Annotated in this window: 16 protein-coding genes; 14 read left to right on the forward strand and 2 right to left on the reverse strand. The window is 59.7% G+C overall.

The annotated features are described in order from the left end of the window. The first annotated feature begins 85 nt into the window (after nucleotides 1-85). On the forward strand, nucleotides 86-355 hold the full coding sequence (locus tag ACI5FR_RS29895; protein WP_405461306.1) for a YciI family protein: 270 nt from the start codon (nucleotides 86-88) through the stop codon (nucleotides 353-355). A 58-nt stretch (nucleotides 356-413) separates the two neighbouring features. On the opposite strand, the gene ACI5FR_RS29900 is transcribed toward ACI5FR_RS29895, so the two are convergent. Continuing rightward, nucleotides 414-1,181, reverse strand: a complete 768-nt coding sequence (locus ACI5FR_RS29900) for an ArsR/SmtB family transcription factor (protein WP_405461307.1) — start codon at nucleotides 1,179-1,181, stop codon at nucleotides 414-416. A gap of 204 nt (nucleotides 1,182-1,385) precedes the next feature. On the opposite strand from ACI5FR_RS29900, the gene ACI5FR_RS29905 reads away from it, so the two are divergent. From ACI5FR_RS29905 to ACI5FR_RS29915, 3 genes are all read left to right on the forward strand, one after another. After that, complete coding sequence (locus ACI5FR_RS29905; protein WP_405461309.1) at nucleotides 1,386-1,937, forward strand: NADPH-dependent FMN reductase; 552 nt, start codon at nucleotides 1,386-1,388, stop codon at nucleotides 1,935-1,937. 74 nt (nucleotides 1,938-2,011) lie between these two features. Beyond that, nucleotides 2,012-2,365 (forward strand): ester cyclase, encoded by a 354-nt coding sequence (locus ACI5FR_RS29910; protein WP_405461310.1) that lies wholly within the window; start codon nucleotides 2,012-2,014, stop codon nucleotides 2,363-2,365. 21 nt (nucleotides 2,366-2,386) lie between these two features. Next, a complete protein-coding gene (locus ACI5FR_RS29915) occupies nucleotides 2,387-2,785 on the forward strand; it encodes an ester cyclase (RefSeq protein ID WP_405461311.1) in 399 nt (132 codons plus the stop codon). A 38-nt stretch (nucleotides 2,786-2,823) separates the two neighbouring features. Here ACI5FR_RS29915 and ACI5FR_RS29920 read toward each other — a convergent pair whose 3' ends face one another. Further along, a complete protein-coding gene (locus ACI5FR_RS29920; RefSeq protein WP_405461313.1) occupies nucleotides 2,824-3,261 on the reverse strand; it encodes a copper amine oxidase N-terminal domain-containing protein in 438 nt (145 codons plus the stop codon). 237 nt (nucleotides 3,262-3,498) lie between these two features. Here ACI5FR_RS29920 and ACI5FR_RS29925 point away from each other — a divergent pair, with 237 nt between their 5' ends. The 10 genes from ACI5FR_RS29925 to ACI5FR_RS29970 all read left to right on the forward strand — a co-directional run. Continuing rightward, nucleotides 3,499-4,293, forward strand: coding sequence for an IclR family transcriptional regulator (locus ACI5FR_RS29925; RefSeq protein ID WP_405461315.1), 795 nt, complete (start codon nucleotides 3,499-3,501; stop codon nucleotides 4,291-4,293). A 25-nt stretch (nucleotides 4,294-4,318) separates the two neighbouring features. Beyond that, nucleotides 4,319-6,604, forward strand: a complete 2,286-nt coding sequence (locus ACI5FR_RS29930; protein WP_405461317.1) for a helix-turn-helix domain-containing protein — start codon at nucleotides 4,319-4,321, stop codon at nucleotides 6,602-6,604. 212 nt (nucleotides 6,605-6,816) lie between these two features. After that, nucleotides 6,817-8,262, forward strand: coding sequence for an ABC transporter substrate-binding protein (locus ACI5FR_RS29935; RefSeq protein ID WP_405461319.1), 1,446 nt, complete (start codon nucleotides 6,817-6,819; stop codon nucleotides 8,260-8,262). A 95-nt stretch (nucleotides 8,263-8,357) separates the two neighbouring features. Beyond that, nucleotides 8,358-9,245, forward strand: a complete 888-nt coding sequence (locus ACI5FR_RS29940) for a carbohydrate ABC transporter permease (RefSeq protein WP_405461321.1) — start codon at nucleotides 8,358-8,360, stop codon at nucleotides 9,243-9,245. Nucleotides 9,246-9,281: 36 nt separating this feature from the next. Then, a complete protein-coding gene (locus ACI5FR_RS29945; protein ID WP_405461323.1) occupies nucleotides 9,282-10,112 on the forward strand; it encodes a carbohydrate ABC transporter permease in 831 nt (276 codons plus the stop codon). A gap of 372 nt (nucleotides 10,113-10,484) precedes the next feature. Further along, nucleotides 10,485-11,714 (forward strand): iron-containing alcohol dehydrogenase, encoded by a 1,230-nt coding sequence (locus tag ACI5FR_RS29950; RefSeq protein WP_405461324.1) that lies wholly within the window; start codon nucleotides 10,485-10,487, stop codon nucleotides 11,712-11,714. 17 nt (nucleotides 11,715-11,731) lie between these two features. After that, on the forward strand, nucleotides 11,732-13,156 hold the full coding sequence (locus ACI5FR_RS29955) for an aldehyde dehydrogenase family protein (RefSeq protein ID WP_405461326.1): 1,425 nt from the start codon (nucleotides 11,732-11,734) through the stop codon (nucleotides 13,154-13,156). Nucleotides 13,157-13,172: 16 nt separating this feature from the next. Further along, nucleotides 13,173-14,195 (forward strand): Gfo/Idh/MocA family protein, encoded by a 1,023-nt coding sequence (locus tag ACI5FR_RS29960; RefSeq protein WP_405461328.1) that lies wholly within the window; start codon nucleotides 13,173-13,175, stop codon nucleotides 14,193-14,195. After that, the gene (locus ACI5FR_RS29965; RefSeq protein WP_405461330.1) at nucleotides 14,192-15,163 is read left to right on the forward strand and encodes a Gfo/Idh/MocA family oxidoreductase; all 972 of its coding nucleotides are present in this window, start codon (nucleotides 14,192-14,194) and stop codon (nucleotides 15,161-15,163) included. Before ACI5FR_RS29960 ends, ACI5FR_RS29965 begins: the two co-directional genes overlap by 4 nt. Before the next feature lie 31 nt (nucleotides 15,164-15,194). Continuing rightward, a partial coding sequence (locus ACI5FR_RS29970; RefSeq protein ID WP_405461331.1) for an HpcH/HpaI aldolase family protein occupies nucleotides 15,195-15,833 on the forward strand: 639 nt, incomplete at its 3' end.

A 15,833-nucleotide genomic window follows, 5' to 3' on the forward strand; every position in this document is an offset into this window, starting at 1 on the left:
CTTGTTGCCGGAGCGGTATATTCAATAATGTCGGGTATGCGTACAACCGTGGGTCCGGAAAAACAAGGTGAGGAGTGGGAATCGAATGATCTACGTGGCAATGTTGACTATCGTCGATCCGGAATTGAACGCTCAGGCAAGACCTGCGCATTTGGACTATTTGAATCGGCTGTTCAAGGAAGGCAAAGTCGTCATGGCCGGCCCGTACACGGATAAGCAGGGCGGCATGGTGCTGTACAAGACCGAGACGGAGGCAGAAGCCCGTCAGCTGGCGGAGGCCGATCCGGTTGTAGTGAACGGCTCCCGGACGCTGGTGCTCCGCGAGTGGAATCCGCTTGCTTTCCCGCTTGACTAAGTCAAGGTACGTACTGAACTTAAAGGGGGCTCTCCAGGAATAGGAGAGCCCCTTTAAGTTATTCGCCGGCCAGCGTCGATCCGGTTTCCAGCAACGTTTTCAGGCCGGAGAGGATGATCGGCACCCCGTTCTCCAGAATTTGCGCCGTACGGGCCGCTCGTTCGAACTCGTCATGTACGACCGTTACGAGGGTCACGCCAGGGAGCTCGGCATGAGGCTCAATCTCCCAAGTAATCCGGGAATTGGCATCGTCCGCCGCATCCGGAATCGTAAGAAACCGCCACATCAACACCAGCTTATGGGGACGGTTCAACTCGAGAATGCGTCCTTCCACTCGCTTTTCCCCTTCTCCGCTCCAGAGCTCGAAAGGCGAACCGATTTCCCATGTCGATCGGACGGAACAGTTGAACCAAAACTTCGAAGTTTTGGCCGGATCCGTGAGGGTTTGCCACACTTGCTCAGGTGTCGCTTTAATGGCGATTCGGTTTACATGCCGCGGTTTATTCTCCATATTCGTTTCACGCTCCAGTTCGTTTTGTAAGGATGTTAATGCGATCGCCCAAGGCTCGGCGTATTTGCTCACCCATCGTTCGTAGATTTGGCGGATAGGCGCGGCGTTCAGGTAATGCAGCTTCTCCCGCCCGACCTTCCTCGTCGTAATCAGGCCGGCTGCCTCCAGCACATTCAAATGCTTCATGACGCCAAACCTGGACATATTCAAAGGCGTGCACAGCTCGTTCAGCGAACGCCCGTCCGACGCCTGCAGCAGGTCCAACAGCGTACGGCGGCTCGGGTCGGCGAGCGCCTTGAAGATGTCGTTGTCCACTCGTTACACCTCCTTAGAAAACGACAGAGCAGATCATTCGTTGTTGGCTGTTGACATGTTACCATATAGTAACGTATGATAAAAGCATCACGAGTGACAATATAGTCACATATTATCACATCCCACCCTGTTTGTCAGCCGGCGGCATGCAGGAGCGTGATGCCAGACGATCCATACCCCATTATGAACGAGAGGATGTTTTTTATGAAAATAACTCTGATTGCAGGCAGCAACCGCAAAGACGCGGCAAGCACGAACCTTCTTCGGTATATCGAACGAGTTTTGACGACTAATCAAGTTTCGGTCGAGCTGATCGATTTGCTGGAGCTTCCGCTGCCGCTGTATTCGCCCGATGCCGAGCGCCTTCATCCGAACGTCCTGACTTTGCAGCGAGCAGTTGCGGAAGCGGATGGACTGATCTTCGCAACTCCCGAATACCATGGATCCGTGTCGGGTGCGCTGAAGAATGCATTGGATTACTTGAACGGAAGCCAAGTCGAAGGCAAGCCGGTGCTCTCCGTGAGCTCCGCCGGCGGTCCGCTGGGAGTCAGCTCGCTGACGCATCTGCAAACCATCGTGCGCAATTTGCACGGGATTAACTGTCCCGCATGGATTTCGATCGGCTATGGGTCCAATTCATTCGGTTCCGACGGTGCTCCTTCGGATGAGGGAGTGAGAAGCAGGGTGCAGGACGTGGTCAGCAGCTTGGTGGAACTGACAAAGGTGCTAGCCGTAAACGTCGCGGCAGTTAAGTGACGGTTAGGACCGGTTATTTTTTGATCAACATGTGACTTTATAGTAACGTTTATGAAAAAAAGGAGATGTTTGCGATGAATACCCTGGAACAACATACACACGCGGTCAGCGCGTTTATCGAAGCCTTGTGGAATCAGGGAGAGCTGGAGGTTACGGAACAATTTTTCGTTAGCCAGCTTCGGGAAGCCTTTACCGATCGGCGCTGCGAAGTGGAAGATCTTCTGGTGCAAGGGGACAAGGTCGCGGCCCGGATCGTGATCACAGGTACGCATTCGGGTACATTTGCGGGTAATCCGCCCACAGGCCGCGCCGTTCGGATTACCCAATTCCGCGAATTCCGTCTCCTCGACGGCCGGGTTGCCGAGCATCGCGGCTGGTTCGATACCGGAACGCTTTTGCCCCAAATTCAGACCGGATCCAATGCTTAACGAAAAGGAGAGGTGTAAGAGATGACTACATTAGAGAAGCAAAACACGGACACGGTGACGGCATTTATCGAGGCCTTTTGGAATGGGGGCGATATGGACAGCGTGGATCGCTACTTGTCCGCCGATTATCAAGAGCTCGCGTATCAGTCCAAGGAAGGGCTGAAGCAGTTCGCCGGCAAAATCTTGGATGCCTTCCCCGACAAACGGTACACGGTGGAAGACATTTTCGCCCAAGGCGACAAGGTGCTTGTACGCATGACGGTGCGCGGCACGCATCAGGGTGTTTTTTTCGGCAACGCCCCTACGGGGAAAAAGATCGACGTCACGCTCTATCGCCAATATCGCGTCGTGGATGGCAAGATTGCCGTACACCGCGGCTGGATTGATATGGTGACCATGTGGAGCCAGCTTAAGGGTTGAATACGGAGAAGAGCCGCCCCCGAGGGCGGCTTATTTTTTTAGCGGAACGCGATCGCACCAAGCGAATCGACGACTGCCGTCGCCTGCAGGATCTCCCGGAAGAACGCTAAGGGCACATACATCGTCCCGCCCCCATTCGTAGCCGCCCCATTCAGCGACACCGGCTCCATGCTGTTGTAGAAGTAGGCGTCCTTGTCTTCATACACGGTAGTAAAGCGATCGCCTTTCACCAAATTCACGGAATGGGTCTCATCGTTCCAGGTGAGCTGGAAGCCTAAAGCTTCGGCAACGACACGGAGCGGCACCATCGTCGTACCTAGCTCGTTCTTATAGCTTTGATACGACTCGACTACCACGGCCGGTTTCTCCTGCTCCGGCGCCGGGTTCACGTCGGCCCAGGCGATTTGGGCGGTCAGTGCGAATCCGGCCATGCTGGCGATGAGCAACTGAATCGTTTTTTTCATGGTTCTTTTCATGATACCTGCCTCCTTAGATACTAGATTTGGGTTGGACTCCACTTCGATCACAGCAGCGACCAAGGGTCCAGCTAGGAACTAATACACCAGATTCCGGAGAGATGAAACGATCTGGATTCAGGTGCAACGAATATGCAGGTCACAACTTTTTTGTCACGTTATATGTTACGTAGTGTTATATTGTGATATATTTTGTATATATGTGAGACTAACGAATGGAAACGGAGTGATAGCGGAATGATCGATCGGCAAGAACTCTCCGACAAGGAATCCCCCTACTACAAAATCCAATCGGTGGATCGTACGCTGCAAATCCTCAAATGCTTCATCCTCGAGAAGCGCGCCCTCGGCGTCAGCGAGATCGCCCGCATGCTTGGCCTGAACCGGAGCGCGGTGCATCGCTTCCTCCTCACGCTGAAGGACCACGGGTTCGTCGAGCAGCTGAAGGATTCGGACCGCTACCTCATCGGCCCTACGGCGTTCGAGCTGGGCTCGGTGTACACGAACTCCACGGATCTGACCGTGGAAGGGAAGAAGGTGCTGGCCGAGCTCGTACGACAGACCGGGTACCTCGCCCACCTGGCCATCCTGGACCGGGACAGTGTCCTGTACTTGATTAACGTAGAGCCGGACCATCAGCAGTATTTGTTCGGCGCGGTCGGACAGCGAAGGGTCATCTACAACACCGGCCTCGGCAAGAGCCTCACCGCTTGGCTGCCCGAGTCCCAAGTCCGGGAGATTCTGAAGGACTGCCCGTTCGAGAAGGTGACGCCGCATACGATCGGCTCGCTGGAGGAGTTCCTTCGGGAGCTCGAGGAGGTCCGGCGGGTCGGCTACGCCGTAGACCGCGAGGAAGCCCAGATCGGGGCGCAATGCGTCTCGGCGCCGGTGATCGGCAAACGAGGCGAAGTGGTGGCGGCGATCAGCGTCAGCGGGTTCGGCATCTCGGAAGCCAAGCTGCAGGAGCTGAGCCTTGTCGTCCGCAGCAGCGCCGCGCAATTGAGCCGGAGAATGGGGCACTCGGAACGATAATTGACAAAAGGGGGGTACGAGTCCCATGAACAGGCTTATCGTCGGGTTCCATAACCTGAAGCTCGTCAAGAAGCTATGGCTGAGCTTCGCATTCGTGGCGCTGGTTACGCTCATCACCTTCGCGCTCCTGTCCTCCACCTTCATCCGCAACATGATCGTGCAGCGGGAGGGCGGCATGATCCAGCAGCGGATCGAGACGTACGCCGGCAGCTTGGACAGCTACTTGAAGAGCATCGAGAAGGCGTCCCAGCTGCTCATCTACAGCCCGGTCGTGCAGGAGCGGCTCATGAGCAACATGAATCTGTTGAGCGGCGAAGAACGGATCCGCGCCTATACCGAGGTGTTCGCGCAAATTCGGCAGATGTGGGACAACGTCTATAACATCAGCGGCATTTATCTCGTCGACCGTTACCAGAACGTGTTCGATACGAACGTCAGCATGGCGATGGCCCCGAGCTACCTCACGAGCGAGAATTTCGTCAAGCAAGGCTGGTATGACCTGGCCCAAAAATCGGGCGGCGCTCCTTACTGGTCCTTCGTCAAGTGGAAGGGCAACGAGATGTCGGTGCTGCTGTTCAAGGCGATCTACAACAAGACGGATTTGTCCTTGCTCGGCTATCTGGTCGTCGCCGTCTCGCCTCAAATTTTCGATACGTTCCTGGCGTCCTCCAACATATCCGAAGGGGTGAGCGGCGTCGTCGACACGAACGGCAACGCTTACACGACCGGAGGCAACGACAGCGGCATCGCCAAGCAGATCGACACCCGCCGGCTGCCGGGGGACAAAGGCTACATTACTTACGGTTATGAAGGCGCTTCCTATATGGTGGCCTACACCAAGTACCCGCTCACGAACTGGGTGTTCATGAATGCGGTGAAGACGGACGTGCTGTTGAAGGATCTCGGCCGGGTCAACATGCTCTGGATCCTATTCTCGGGGCTCTCCCTCCTGATCATGCTCATCGTCTCCACCATGATCGCCCGCACCATCTCCATGCCGATCCGCAAAATGGTGAAGCTGATCCGCGACGTGGAGCGGGGGAACCTGATGGCGAAGTTCCAGGCCCAGTACAAGGACGAATTCGGCTTCCTGGGCGTCGCCTACAACAACATGATCGACAAGATCCGGGAGGGCGTGCCTCTGCTGCGGGAGAAGTTCATCCGCTCGCTGCTCGAGCGCAATATGGATGCTCAGGAGCTAAAGGATTATGAGCGGAAGCTGGATTTCCGGTTCGCGCACAGCCGGTTCCAGGTGGCGCTCCTGTATATGCATGGCTCGCCCCCGGAGCAGGCAGTGTCCGAAGCGGAGGCGCTGCTGTTGAAGCTGGAGCCGGAGCCGGGGAGCGCAATGCCCGGGAACCTCGAGCTGGGCCGCACCGTGCTGTCGGCATCGCTGTCCGCCAACCAATATTGCCTGATCTTCAACGGCCCGACGGACATGGCGATTGAGACGCTGGACGCGCTCCTGTCCCGTCTGCGTGAGCTGGGGTTGAACGCCTACGCCTTCGTCGGAAATGCGTACGACGATATGAACTTCGTCAAGACGTCATATGAGGAAGCGAAAACGCTCATGAAGTATACGGTGCGGGACCGGATGGACGATGACGTGACGGTATACCGGACCGGCGATGCGCAGGAGACGCAGTATCCGGAGTCGTTCGAGAACCGGCTCGTGTTCTATATTGACGAAGGCGACTATGCCCAATGTGAGGCGGTCATGCAGGAGCTGATGGAATTCGCGAAGGCGAACCACCTGGCGCCGCACATCCTCACAACGTTCCTCGCGGCCATGTATCACTACGTCTACAAGCAAAGCATGAAGTACGGCAGCCTGGGCGATACTACGGCTCACGATTGGTTCCGCAACCTGGACGCCCGCCTCGCCGCCGAGCCGCTCGAGCGGAATTGCCGGGATTTCCTGCGCCTCCTGGCCGAGCATTTCGAAGCGGCTCCGAGCCGACACAAGGCGAAGAGCACGAACGTCATCCGTTCGATCGAGATGATCCTCAGCCGCTATCACGACCCGGAGCTGAGCGTCGACTATATGGCCCGCCAGCTCGGCTTGACCGCGAATTATTTCAGCCAGTTGTTCAAGAAGGAAGTGGGCGTCGGCTTTGTCGAGTACGTGGGCACCGTCCGGTTGGAGGAGGCCAAGCGGCAGCTGTCGGATACGAACAACAAAGTGAAGGAAGTCGCAGGCAGCGTCGGGTTCGTCGATCCGCACTATTTCGGCATTTGGTTCAAGGAGAATACCGGGCTGTCCCCGTCGCAATACCGCAAGCGAACATGGATTCATCAGCAAGAAGCATAAGCGAAAAAAGGTTAAAAATCTTAGGAACCGGTCTAAAATCCCTCATCGGAAGGCGAATCGTAGGAATCCACCCGAATCCCGCCATATTTCACCTAGTCGTCCTCGGAGAACGCGTGATACCGTGTTCATGTAAACGCTTGCGGGCCACGACAGTCATCCCAGCCAGCCGCAGGTGGTCGCATAACTCACTCAAAAAGGGAGGAACAAGCCAGATGATGACCCAACCGGTCAAAAAAATCGCGAGCCCCCGTACATGGGGCACCCTGCTGCTCTCGGTCGCCCTGGCGGGCTCCGTAATCGGCTGCAGCAGCTCGAACGAGAAGCCGGCCGCCAGCTCCACGCCTGCCGGTTCGTCCGCGCCGTCCGCCACCACTTCGGCGAAGCCGGGAGAGCTGAACAAGGACGAGAAGGTCGAGCTCACCCTGTGGTCGACGCCGACCGGCACGCTGCCCGGTCAACAGCCGGGCGATTGGATCAAAAACGATCTGATCAAGGAATGGAACAAGGTGTATCCGAACGCGAAGATCAACGTAGAGATGGTGCCGTTCGAGGGCGTGAACGAGAAGGTGACGACCGCAATCGCCTCCAAGACGACGCCGGACATTCTGTTCGATTACCCGGGCCGCACGCTCGCCTACGGGCAGATGAACGCCCTCGCGCCTCTCGACGACGCGATTCCGGCGGATTTGCTCGCACAAGTGAAGAAGAACCCCGACGTCATGAAGATGGTAGCCGTCAACGGCAATATCGTCACGATGCCGTTCTCGTCGACGTTGGTCGCCCTCATTCTGGACAAATCGATCTGGAAGGAAGCGGGCGCGGAGAACCTGCTGCCGAAGGACGAGTTCCGCACATGGACGCCGGAGGAATTCAAGGCCGCGCTCAAGGCGGTGGCCAATAAGGACAAGGGCGTTTATGGCTTGACGGCCTTCGCGCTGAACGAGCAAGGCGACCAGTTGTATTACAACACGATCACCGCGTTCGGGGCGAAGCTGTTCAATGCGGATTACACCAAGTACACGGCCGCCGACACGCCGGAGGGAGAGCAGGCGCTGGCGTTCTTCCAATCGCTCGTGGACGAAGGACTCGTCACCCCGCATCCGGAGACGATCTCCTCGGTCAATGCGCTCGACTATTGGAAGCAAAAGAAGAACGGTATGGTCGTAGGCACCGCGGCACACGCCGAGATCGTGACGAGCGGCTTGAAGGACGGCAGTGTGGTCGGGCCGCATGAGTACATGTATGTCAATTACCCGTCGCCGAAGAAGGGCCAATCGGCGCTGAAAATGGAGACCGGCTTCGGGGTCGTCTTCAAGAAGAACGATCCGGTCAAAGAGAAATGGGCGAAGCGCTTCCTGTACTGGGCGCAAGTCGAGAGCGGCGTCTATGCGACCGCGAGCAAAGTGTTCAACCCGTTCGGTCCGGCGCCGGAATGGACCAAGAGCGATCCGGAGCTGCAATTCCTGGCGAAGCTCGCGACGAAGGCGAAGGATTGGCCGATCGTCGATCCGGGCTTCGGGATCAAGGGGTATCCGGAGATGCGGGCCGCCATGTTCCCGGAGATGCAGAAGATGTTCATCAAGGACTCGACGCCTAAGCAGACAATCGACAACATTTCCAAGAAGTTCAACGACGTAATCAAAAAATACACCAAGTAGCAGCAGATTGGGCGGCGGGGCACGACCCTCCAAGCGGACCGGACCGCCGCCTCTCCCTGCATCCGGCCGACAGCCTAGCGGAAAGGAGCATGACTATGAGACCGAAACGAATGGGACGCTTGCAGTTGAGCCGGGAAATAAACGGTTGGCTGTTCGTGGCGCCCATGCTGGTGTTCTTCCTTGCCTTCGTCGTTTACCCGATCGGATCCTCCATTAAATCCAGCTTGTACGGCTTCGACTATACCGAGTACTACTGGACCGGCTTCGGCAATTACGTCACGATTTTTCAAGATGAGCTGTTTCGCAAGGCGATCCGCAATACGCTTACGTTCGTCATCTGCCTCGTGCCGGCGGTTACGGTGCTATCCCTCATCCTGTCGGTCATGATCCACAACCAATCGAACAAAATGCAGTCGTTTCTCAAAGCGACCTTCTATATACCGGGTGTTACTTCGCTCGTCAGCATCGCCATGGTATGGGAGTACATCTACAACAACCAGTTCGGGCTGATCAATTATGTGCTCAAGTCTATAGGCCTGCAGCCGGTCAACATGCTTGGGGTCGATTGGGCGTACTTCGCGATCACCCTCATTCTGATTACGACGTCGATCGGCAGCTCGATCGTCGTCTTCACCGCGGCGCTGAACGGCATCCCGGCCGATCTGTACGAGTCGGCTTCCCTCGATGGAGCGAGGAAGCTCCGATCGTTTTTCTCGATCACGCTGCCGATGCTGAAGCCGACGCTGCTCTATGTGGTCGTAACCGGGACGATCGGAGCGTTCCAGATTTTCGCCATTATTCTGCTGATGACCGGGGGCGGACCGGCGTACAAGACGACGACGATCATGATGCTCATCTACCGAGAAGCGTTCGTGAACATGAACTTCGGCATCGCGAACGCCATGGGGATCGTGCTGTGCGTCATCATCTGCCTGATCGCGGTGCTCCAATTCCGCGTGTTTAAGTCCGACGTGGAGTACTAGACCATTGAAAGAACGAATGAAAGGGGCGACGCCTCCATGCTGCTTAGAAAATTGCCTCTCTATACGGTGAACGCGATCCTGGCCGTCTTCGTGCTGTTCTTCCTGTGGCCGTTCTACTGGATGCTGACCGGGTCGGTCAAAGCGCTCAAGGTCGCCCTGCAAATTCCGCCGGAATGGTTTCCGGCTAAGCCCACATTAGCCAATTACCAGCTGCTGTTCAATAAATTCCCGGTGTGGCACTGGCTGTACAACAGCGTCTTCATCTCGGTGGTCGCTACATTGCTCGTGCTGACTACCAGCGCCATGGCGGCGTACGCCTTTTCCAAAATCCGGTTCAAAGGCTCCAAGTGGCTGTTCGCGGCGATGATCGCTTCCATGACGATTCCGCACACGGTGCTGCTCATCCCGCTGTTCATGATGATGAACGACCTGCATCTGATCAATACACATTGGGGCGTGCTGCTGCCCATTGTGGGATGGCCGTTCGGCGTCTTCCTGCTGAAGCAGTTCATGCAGACGCTCCCGGGCGAGCTGATCGAAGCCGCGAAGATCGACGGGTGCAGCGAATGGCAGACGTTCCTCCGCGTCATCCTCCCGCTGTCCAAGCCGGGACTCGGCGTGCTTGCCATCTTCACCTTCGTCAACTCCTGGAACGACTACGTCTGGCAGCTTATCGTGCTGAAGGACATGAAGCATTTCACCCTGCCCGTGGGGGTCAAGGTGGCGCAGAAGGTGTCGGACCTCGAGATCAACTACGGTGTGGCGATGGCCGGGGCGGTGCTGGCGACGCTGCCGGTGCTGGCGCTGTTCTTGTACTTTCAGAAGTATTTCACCAAGGGGATCACGATGGGGGCGCTGAAGGGGTAGGGGATGGTGATGGGCCGCAGGCTTGTTAATGAATCTAAACTAATAAGCCAAGTAAATTTACTAATTTTGTGCTTTCCCCCCCTGTTCCGGTCCTTTTGTAAAGCAAACTTAGCTATTAAGGCAAGTGGACTTAACTATTAACGAAGGTTTGCTTTACTATTCGATGGAAATGCCTGAAATGGGGCGGAAATAGTTAGTTTGGGCCGCTTATTTGTAAAGTTTGCCTAACATATTGGAGCGGCGCTCGGGAATAGGCGTGTAGTTGGCAGCGATGGGAGGGGGATCGACACCAACGCGACACCGATTCACGACTATATGACGCAGATGGACTCATGGATAGTCTGTGGAAGCTAAGAGAAGGGTGGGAGCGCAATGCAGCAAGGGAGCATGTTAATATTTCCGCCGCGCAGCTTCGTGGGGCGGGGCGCCGCCGCGAGGCTGGCCGAGGAGGTGCGCCGCTACGAGGCCGAGCGCGTGCTGCTGATCGCCGATCCGGTGCTGGCGAAGCTCGGCGTGACCGAGCGGCTGGCCGAGCCGATCCGGCAAGGCGGCGCCCGCCTCGACGTATTCGCCGAGATCGAGCCGGAGCCGAGCCTGGCGCTGGCCGAGCGGCTCGTCGCCTATACGCGCGAAGGGCGCTACGACCTCGTCGTCGGGCTCGGCGGCGGGAGCGCGCTCGATCTGGCGAAGCTCGCCGCCGTGCTGAGCGCCCATGATGGGGCGGTGGCCGACTACTTGAACTTGACCGGCCACCGGCGGATCGAGCGGCGCGGGCTGCCCAAGCTGCTCGTGCCCACGACGTCCGGCACCGGCTCGGAGGTGACGAACATCGCCGTGCTCTCGCTCGCGCAGACGAAGGACGTGGTCGTCCACGAGTACTTGAGCGCGGATGCGGCGATTGTGGACGCCGAGCTGACGGTGTCGGTACCGCCGCGCGTGACGGCGGCGACCGGCATCGACGCGATGACGCACGCGATCGAGGCGTACTTGTCGGTGCACGCGTCTCCGACGAGCGATGCGCTGGCCTTGCATGCCGTCCGCCTGGCCGGCCGGTCGATCCGGCGGGCCGTGCGGGACGGGAGCGACATAGCCGCCCGCGAAGACATGAGCCAGGCGAGCTATATCGCCGGGCTCGCGTTCTTCAACGCGGGCGTGGCGGGCGTGCATGCGCTGGCCTACCCGCTGGGCGGCCAGTTCCACGTGCCTCACGGCGAGGCGAACGCGGCGCTGCTGCCGTACGTCATGGCGCGCATCGCGCCGGCTTGCGGCGGGCGCATGGGCGACCTGCTGCGTGCCCTGCAGGGTGACGGCGCGGACCCCGCGCCGGCAGCCGCGGCCAGCGCCGCCGAGGCCGCAGCCGGCGCCGAGGGCGCCGCGGGCGCGGGCGGGGCGGCGGACGCCTTCGTCGCCGCGCTGCACGAGCTGACGCGCGACGTCGGCCTGCCGGCCAGTCTGCGCGACTACGGGATCGGCGCGTCCCACCTGGACGCGCTGACCGAAGACGCGGGCCGCCAGACGCGGCTGCTCGCCCGCAGCCCGCTCGCCCTCGCACGGGCGGACATTCACGCCATCTACACGGCGGCCTGGCAAGGCCGGGCCTAGAGGAGGACACGACTACGATGCACAAGCACTTATGGATCGGCGGGCAGGCGGTGGAGGCGATCGCCTACAAGCCGCTCTACAGCCCCTACTCCGGCGAGCAGCTGGCGCTCATCCCCGACGGCGACGCCGGGGAGATGGACCGCGCCATCGCCGCCGCCGAGCGGGCCGCGCCGGAGATGGCGCGCATGCCCGCGCACCGGCGCGCCGCCATCCTGGAGCGGCTCGTCCAGCGGCTGACCGAGCGCGCCGAAGAAGCGGCGGCGCTCGTCGCGCGGGAAGCCGCGAAGCCGATATCGGCCGCGCGCCTCGAGGTGGAGCGGACGATTCAGACGTACAAGTTCGCCGCCGAGGAGGCGAAGCGCATCCACGGCGAAACGCTCTCGCTCGACGCCGCGCCGGGCGGAGAAGGCCGCTTCGGCTATACCGTTTACGAGCCGCTCGGCGTCATCGGGGCGATCACGCCGTTCAACTTCCCGCTCAATCTCGTCGCGCACAAGGTCGGCCCCGCGATCGCGACAGGGAACACAATCGTGCTCAAGCCGGCGACCCAAACACCGCTGTCCGCCTACTTCATCGCCGAGCTCTTGCACGAGGCGGGTTTGCCGGCCGGTGCGCTCAATATCGTCACCGGCCGAGGCAGCACGGTCGGTGAGCAGCTCGTCACCGATCCGCGGGTGAAGAAGGTGACCTTCACCGGCAGCCCCGAGGTCGGGGCGGCGATCCGGGCGAAGGCGGGCCTGAAGCGGGTCACGCTCGAGCTTGGCTCCAACTCGGCGCTTATCATCGACCGCAGTGCCACCGTAGAGCGAATCATCGACCGCTGCGTCACCGGCGCATTCTCGTTCCAAGGGCAGGTGTGCATCTCGCTGCAGCGCGTCTACGTACACGAAGCCGTCTATGAACCGTTCGTCCGGCAGTTCGTCGAGCGGACGAAGCGGCTCCGACTTGGGGATCCGCTGGAAGTCACGACCGACATCTCCGCCATGATCACGGAACGGGACGCGATGCGTGCGGTCGACTGGATCCGGGAGGCCGCGGAGCACGGGGCGACGGTAGCCTGCGGCGGCGAACGGTCGGGCAGCCTCGTCCAGCCAACCGTCCTTCTCGGCGTGGACGCCGCGACGAAGGTGAGCTGCCAGGAAGCGTTCGCGCCGGTGGTGGCGATCAACCGCGTGAAGGACATCGATGAAGCGATCGCCGCCGTGAACGAATCGCGCTTCGGCCTGCAGGCCGGCATCTATACGAACGAGCTCGAGACGGCGATGCGCGCGGCCAGGAAGCTGCACGTCGGCGGCGTGATGATTAACGACATTCCGACCTTCCGTGTGGATCAGATGCCCTATGGGGGCGTGAAGGAGAGCGGGATGGGGCGCGAAGGCGTCAAATACGCGATGCAGGACATGATGGAGCTGAAGCTCGTCGTGATCAATCGCCAAGAGTAAGCGAGGCGAAACCTTTATGTTCAATGCCGCTGTTATCGGACTAGGCAAAATCGGCCTGCAGTTCGACATTCCGAGGAAGGCGATGCCTCAGAGCCATGCGCTGGCGTATCATCTGAATCCGGACATCAACCTCGTCGCCGGTGTCGGTGTCCGTCAGGAGCAGGGAGACCGGCTGGCCGAAGTGGCTCCGGAGGCGAAGTTCTACCTGGATCTCGGCGAGATGCTGAGCCGGCATCGGCTGGATATCGTAAGCATCTGCACGCCGCCGCATGTTCGCCTCGACCTGCTGCGGTCCGTCATGGAGGGCTCGGACGCCCCGGTTATCTTCCTGGAGAAGCCGGTGGCGAACACGACGCGGGAGGCGGAAGCGATCGTAGCCCTCGCGGGGAGGCACAACCGTACGGTTCTCGTGAATTTGTCGCGACGCTGGAGTTATGGCGCCGTCCGCGTTCGGGAGGCGATCCGCTCCGGACGTTACGGGCGGCTCAAGACCGTCCATCTGAAATATACCCGAGGCATCTCCAATACCGGCTCCCATCTGTTCGACCTCGTCCGCTTCATCGCGGGACCGGTGGAAAGTGTGCAGGTGCTGCGGCGAGTGCCGACTCGTCTGGATGCTCTGGACGACCCGACCTATTCCTTCGCCTTCACCCTGGAGGGCGGGGAGGCGACCGGCTATGCCGAAGGCTTCGACGATCGGGACTACGTCCTCTTCGAGTTGGATCTGTTCCTGGAGAAAGGGAGGATCGAGATTCGTCAGGGCGGCGACCAGATCCGGTTCTACTGCGTCGAAGAGCATCCCGTGCAGCAGGGATTGACGCAGCTGGCACTGCAGGAGGAGGAGACGCGGCTGTCGGGACGGTCGAGCTCCATCGCGAACGCGGTGGCGCATCTGGTCGAGGTGCTGCAAGGCCGCTCCAAGCCGATCAGCACGCTGGAGGACGGGATCTACCCGCTCTATGCGGCGGAAGCGCTGCGCCGGTCGAATGCCGCAGGAGGATCGCTGGAACTAATTGCAAAGGGAGGCAGCCAGTCATGAGCGCAAGTCAAAAGGTACAAGCGGCAAGCGACCCGATCCGCCTCGCCATGCTCGGCATGGTGGACGGCAACGGGCATCCGTATTCGTGGAGCGCGATGTTCAACGGGTACGACCCCGATGTGATGGCGGGCTGCCCCTTTCCGGGAATCCCGGCTTACTTGAACAAGGAATCGAAGGAAACGCTCCAGATTCAAAGCGCGCGGGTAACCCACATCTGGACGGACGATCCGCTGGACGCCGAACATGTCGCACGAGCCTCGCTCATTCCACATGTCGCAGAGCGGCCGGAAGACGTAATCGGCCACGTGGACGCGGTCGTCATCGCCACGGACAAAGGCCACGAGCACGTCGAGCGGTGCCGCCCGTTCGTCGAGGCTGGACTGCCGGTGTTTGTCGACAAACCGCTCGTGGATAACGAAGCCGACTTGCAAACGTTCTGCCGTTGGGTCGCCGAAGGCAGGGCGATCCTGTCGTCCAGCTCGATGCGGTATTGCAAGGAGTACGCGCCGTATCGGCTGTCTACGAACAATCTCGGCCCGATCCGCTTTGCTACGATCACGACGCCCAAGAGCTGGGAGCGATACGGCATTCATGCGTTGGAGGGCCTCTATCCGATTCTCGGCCCGGGGTTCCTCTCGGCTCAGAACGTCGGTACCAAGGACAGCAACGTCGTCCATTTCAAGCACGCGAGCGGAGCGGAGGTCATCGTAACCGCGATCGCCGACATGTACGGCTCGTTCGGCGTGCTGCAGCTGTGCGGAACGCAGGATCATGCGCTCGTATCGATGAAGGACTCGTTTTACTCCTTCAAGGCTCAGCTGCAAGCGTTCGTCGACTTCTTGCGAACCGGCGTCCGGCCGTTCCCGTTCGAGGAAACCGTCGAGCTGATGAAGATGGTCATCGCCGGCATCCGCAGCCGCGACGAGGGCGGACGCCTCGTGCGCCTGGAAGAGATCCGCGAGTGCTAAATAACAAAGGGACACTGGGGAGGAACTGATCATGCAACCAGCACCATTCGCCATGAAACCGAGCCGCGTGCTCGCCAAGCTGAAGAGCGGCGGCGTCGCGCTGTGCACGAAGCTCAATCTGTACGACTCCCGGGTGGTGGAGATCGCGGCGATGTCCGGCGTCGACTGCGTCTGGACCGACATGGAGCACGTGCCGAACGACTGGTCGGCGATCGAGAAGCAGATTCTGGCCGCCAAGGCGTACAACGTCGACATCATCGTCCGCGTGGCGCGGGGCAGCTACAGCGATCTGGTCCGGCCGCTCGAGATGGACGCGACCGGCATTATGGTGCCGCACGTCATGAGTTTGGAGGATGCCCGCACCGTCGTGCGCCACACGAAATTCCATCCGCTCGGCCGACGACCGGTGGACGGAGGCAATGCGGACGGCGCGTTCTGCAACATCGACCTCCTGGATTACTTCCGGCAGGCGAACGAGCAGCGCTTCAACATCCTGCAGATCGAAGACCCGGAGCCGCTCCACGAGCTGGAGGACATCGTCAAGCTGCCGGGACTCGATATGATCTTCTTCGGCCCCGGGGACTTCAGCCAAGGGATCGGAGCGCCCGGGCAGTTCAACCATCCGATGCTGCTTGAAGCGCGCCGCCGCATCGCGGAGTTGGCCGTCGCG

This window comes from Paenibacillus sp. HJGM_3 (assembly GCF_045062745.1).
GTDB lineage: Bacteria > Bacillota > Bacilli > Paenibacillales > NBRC-103111 > Paenibacillus_AA.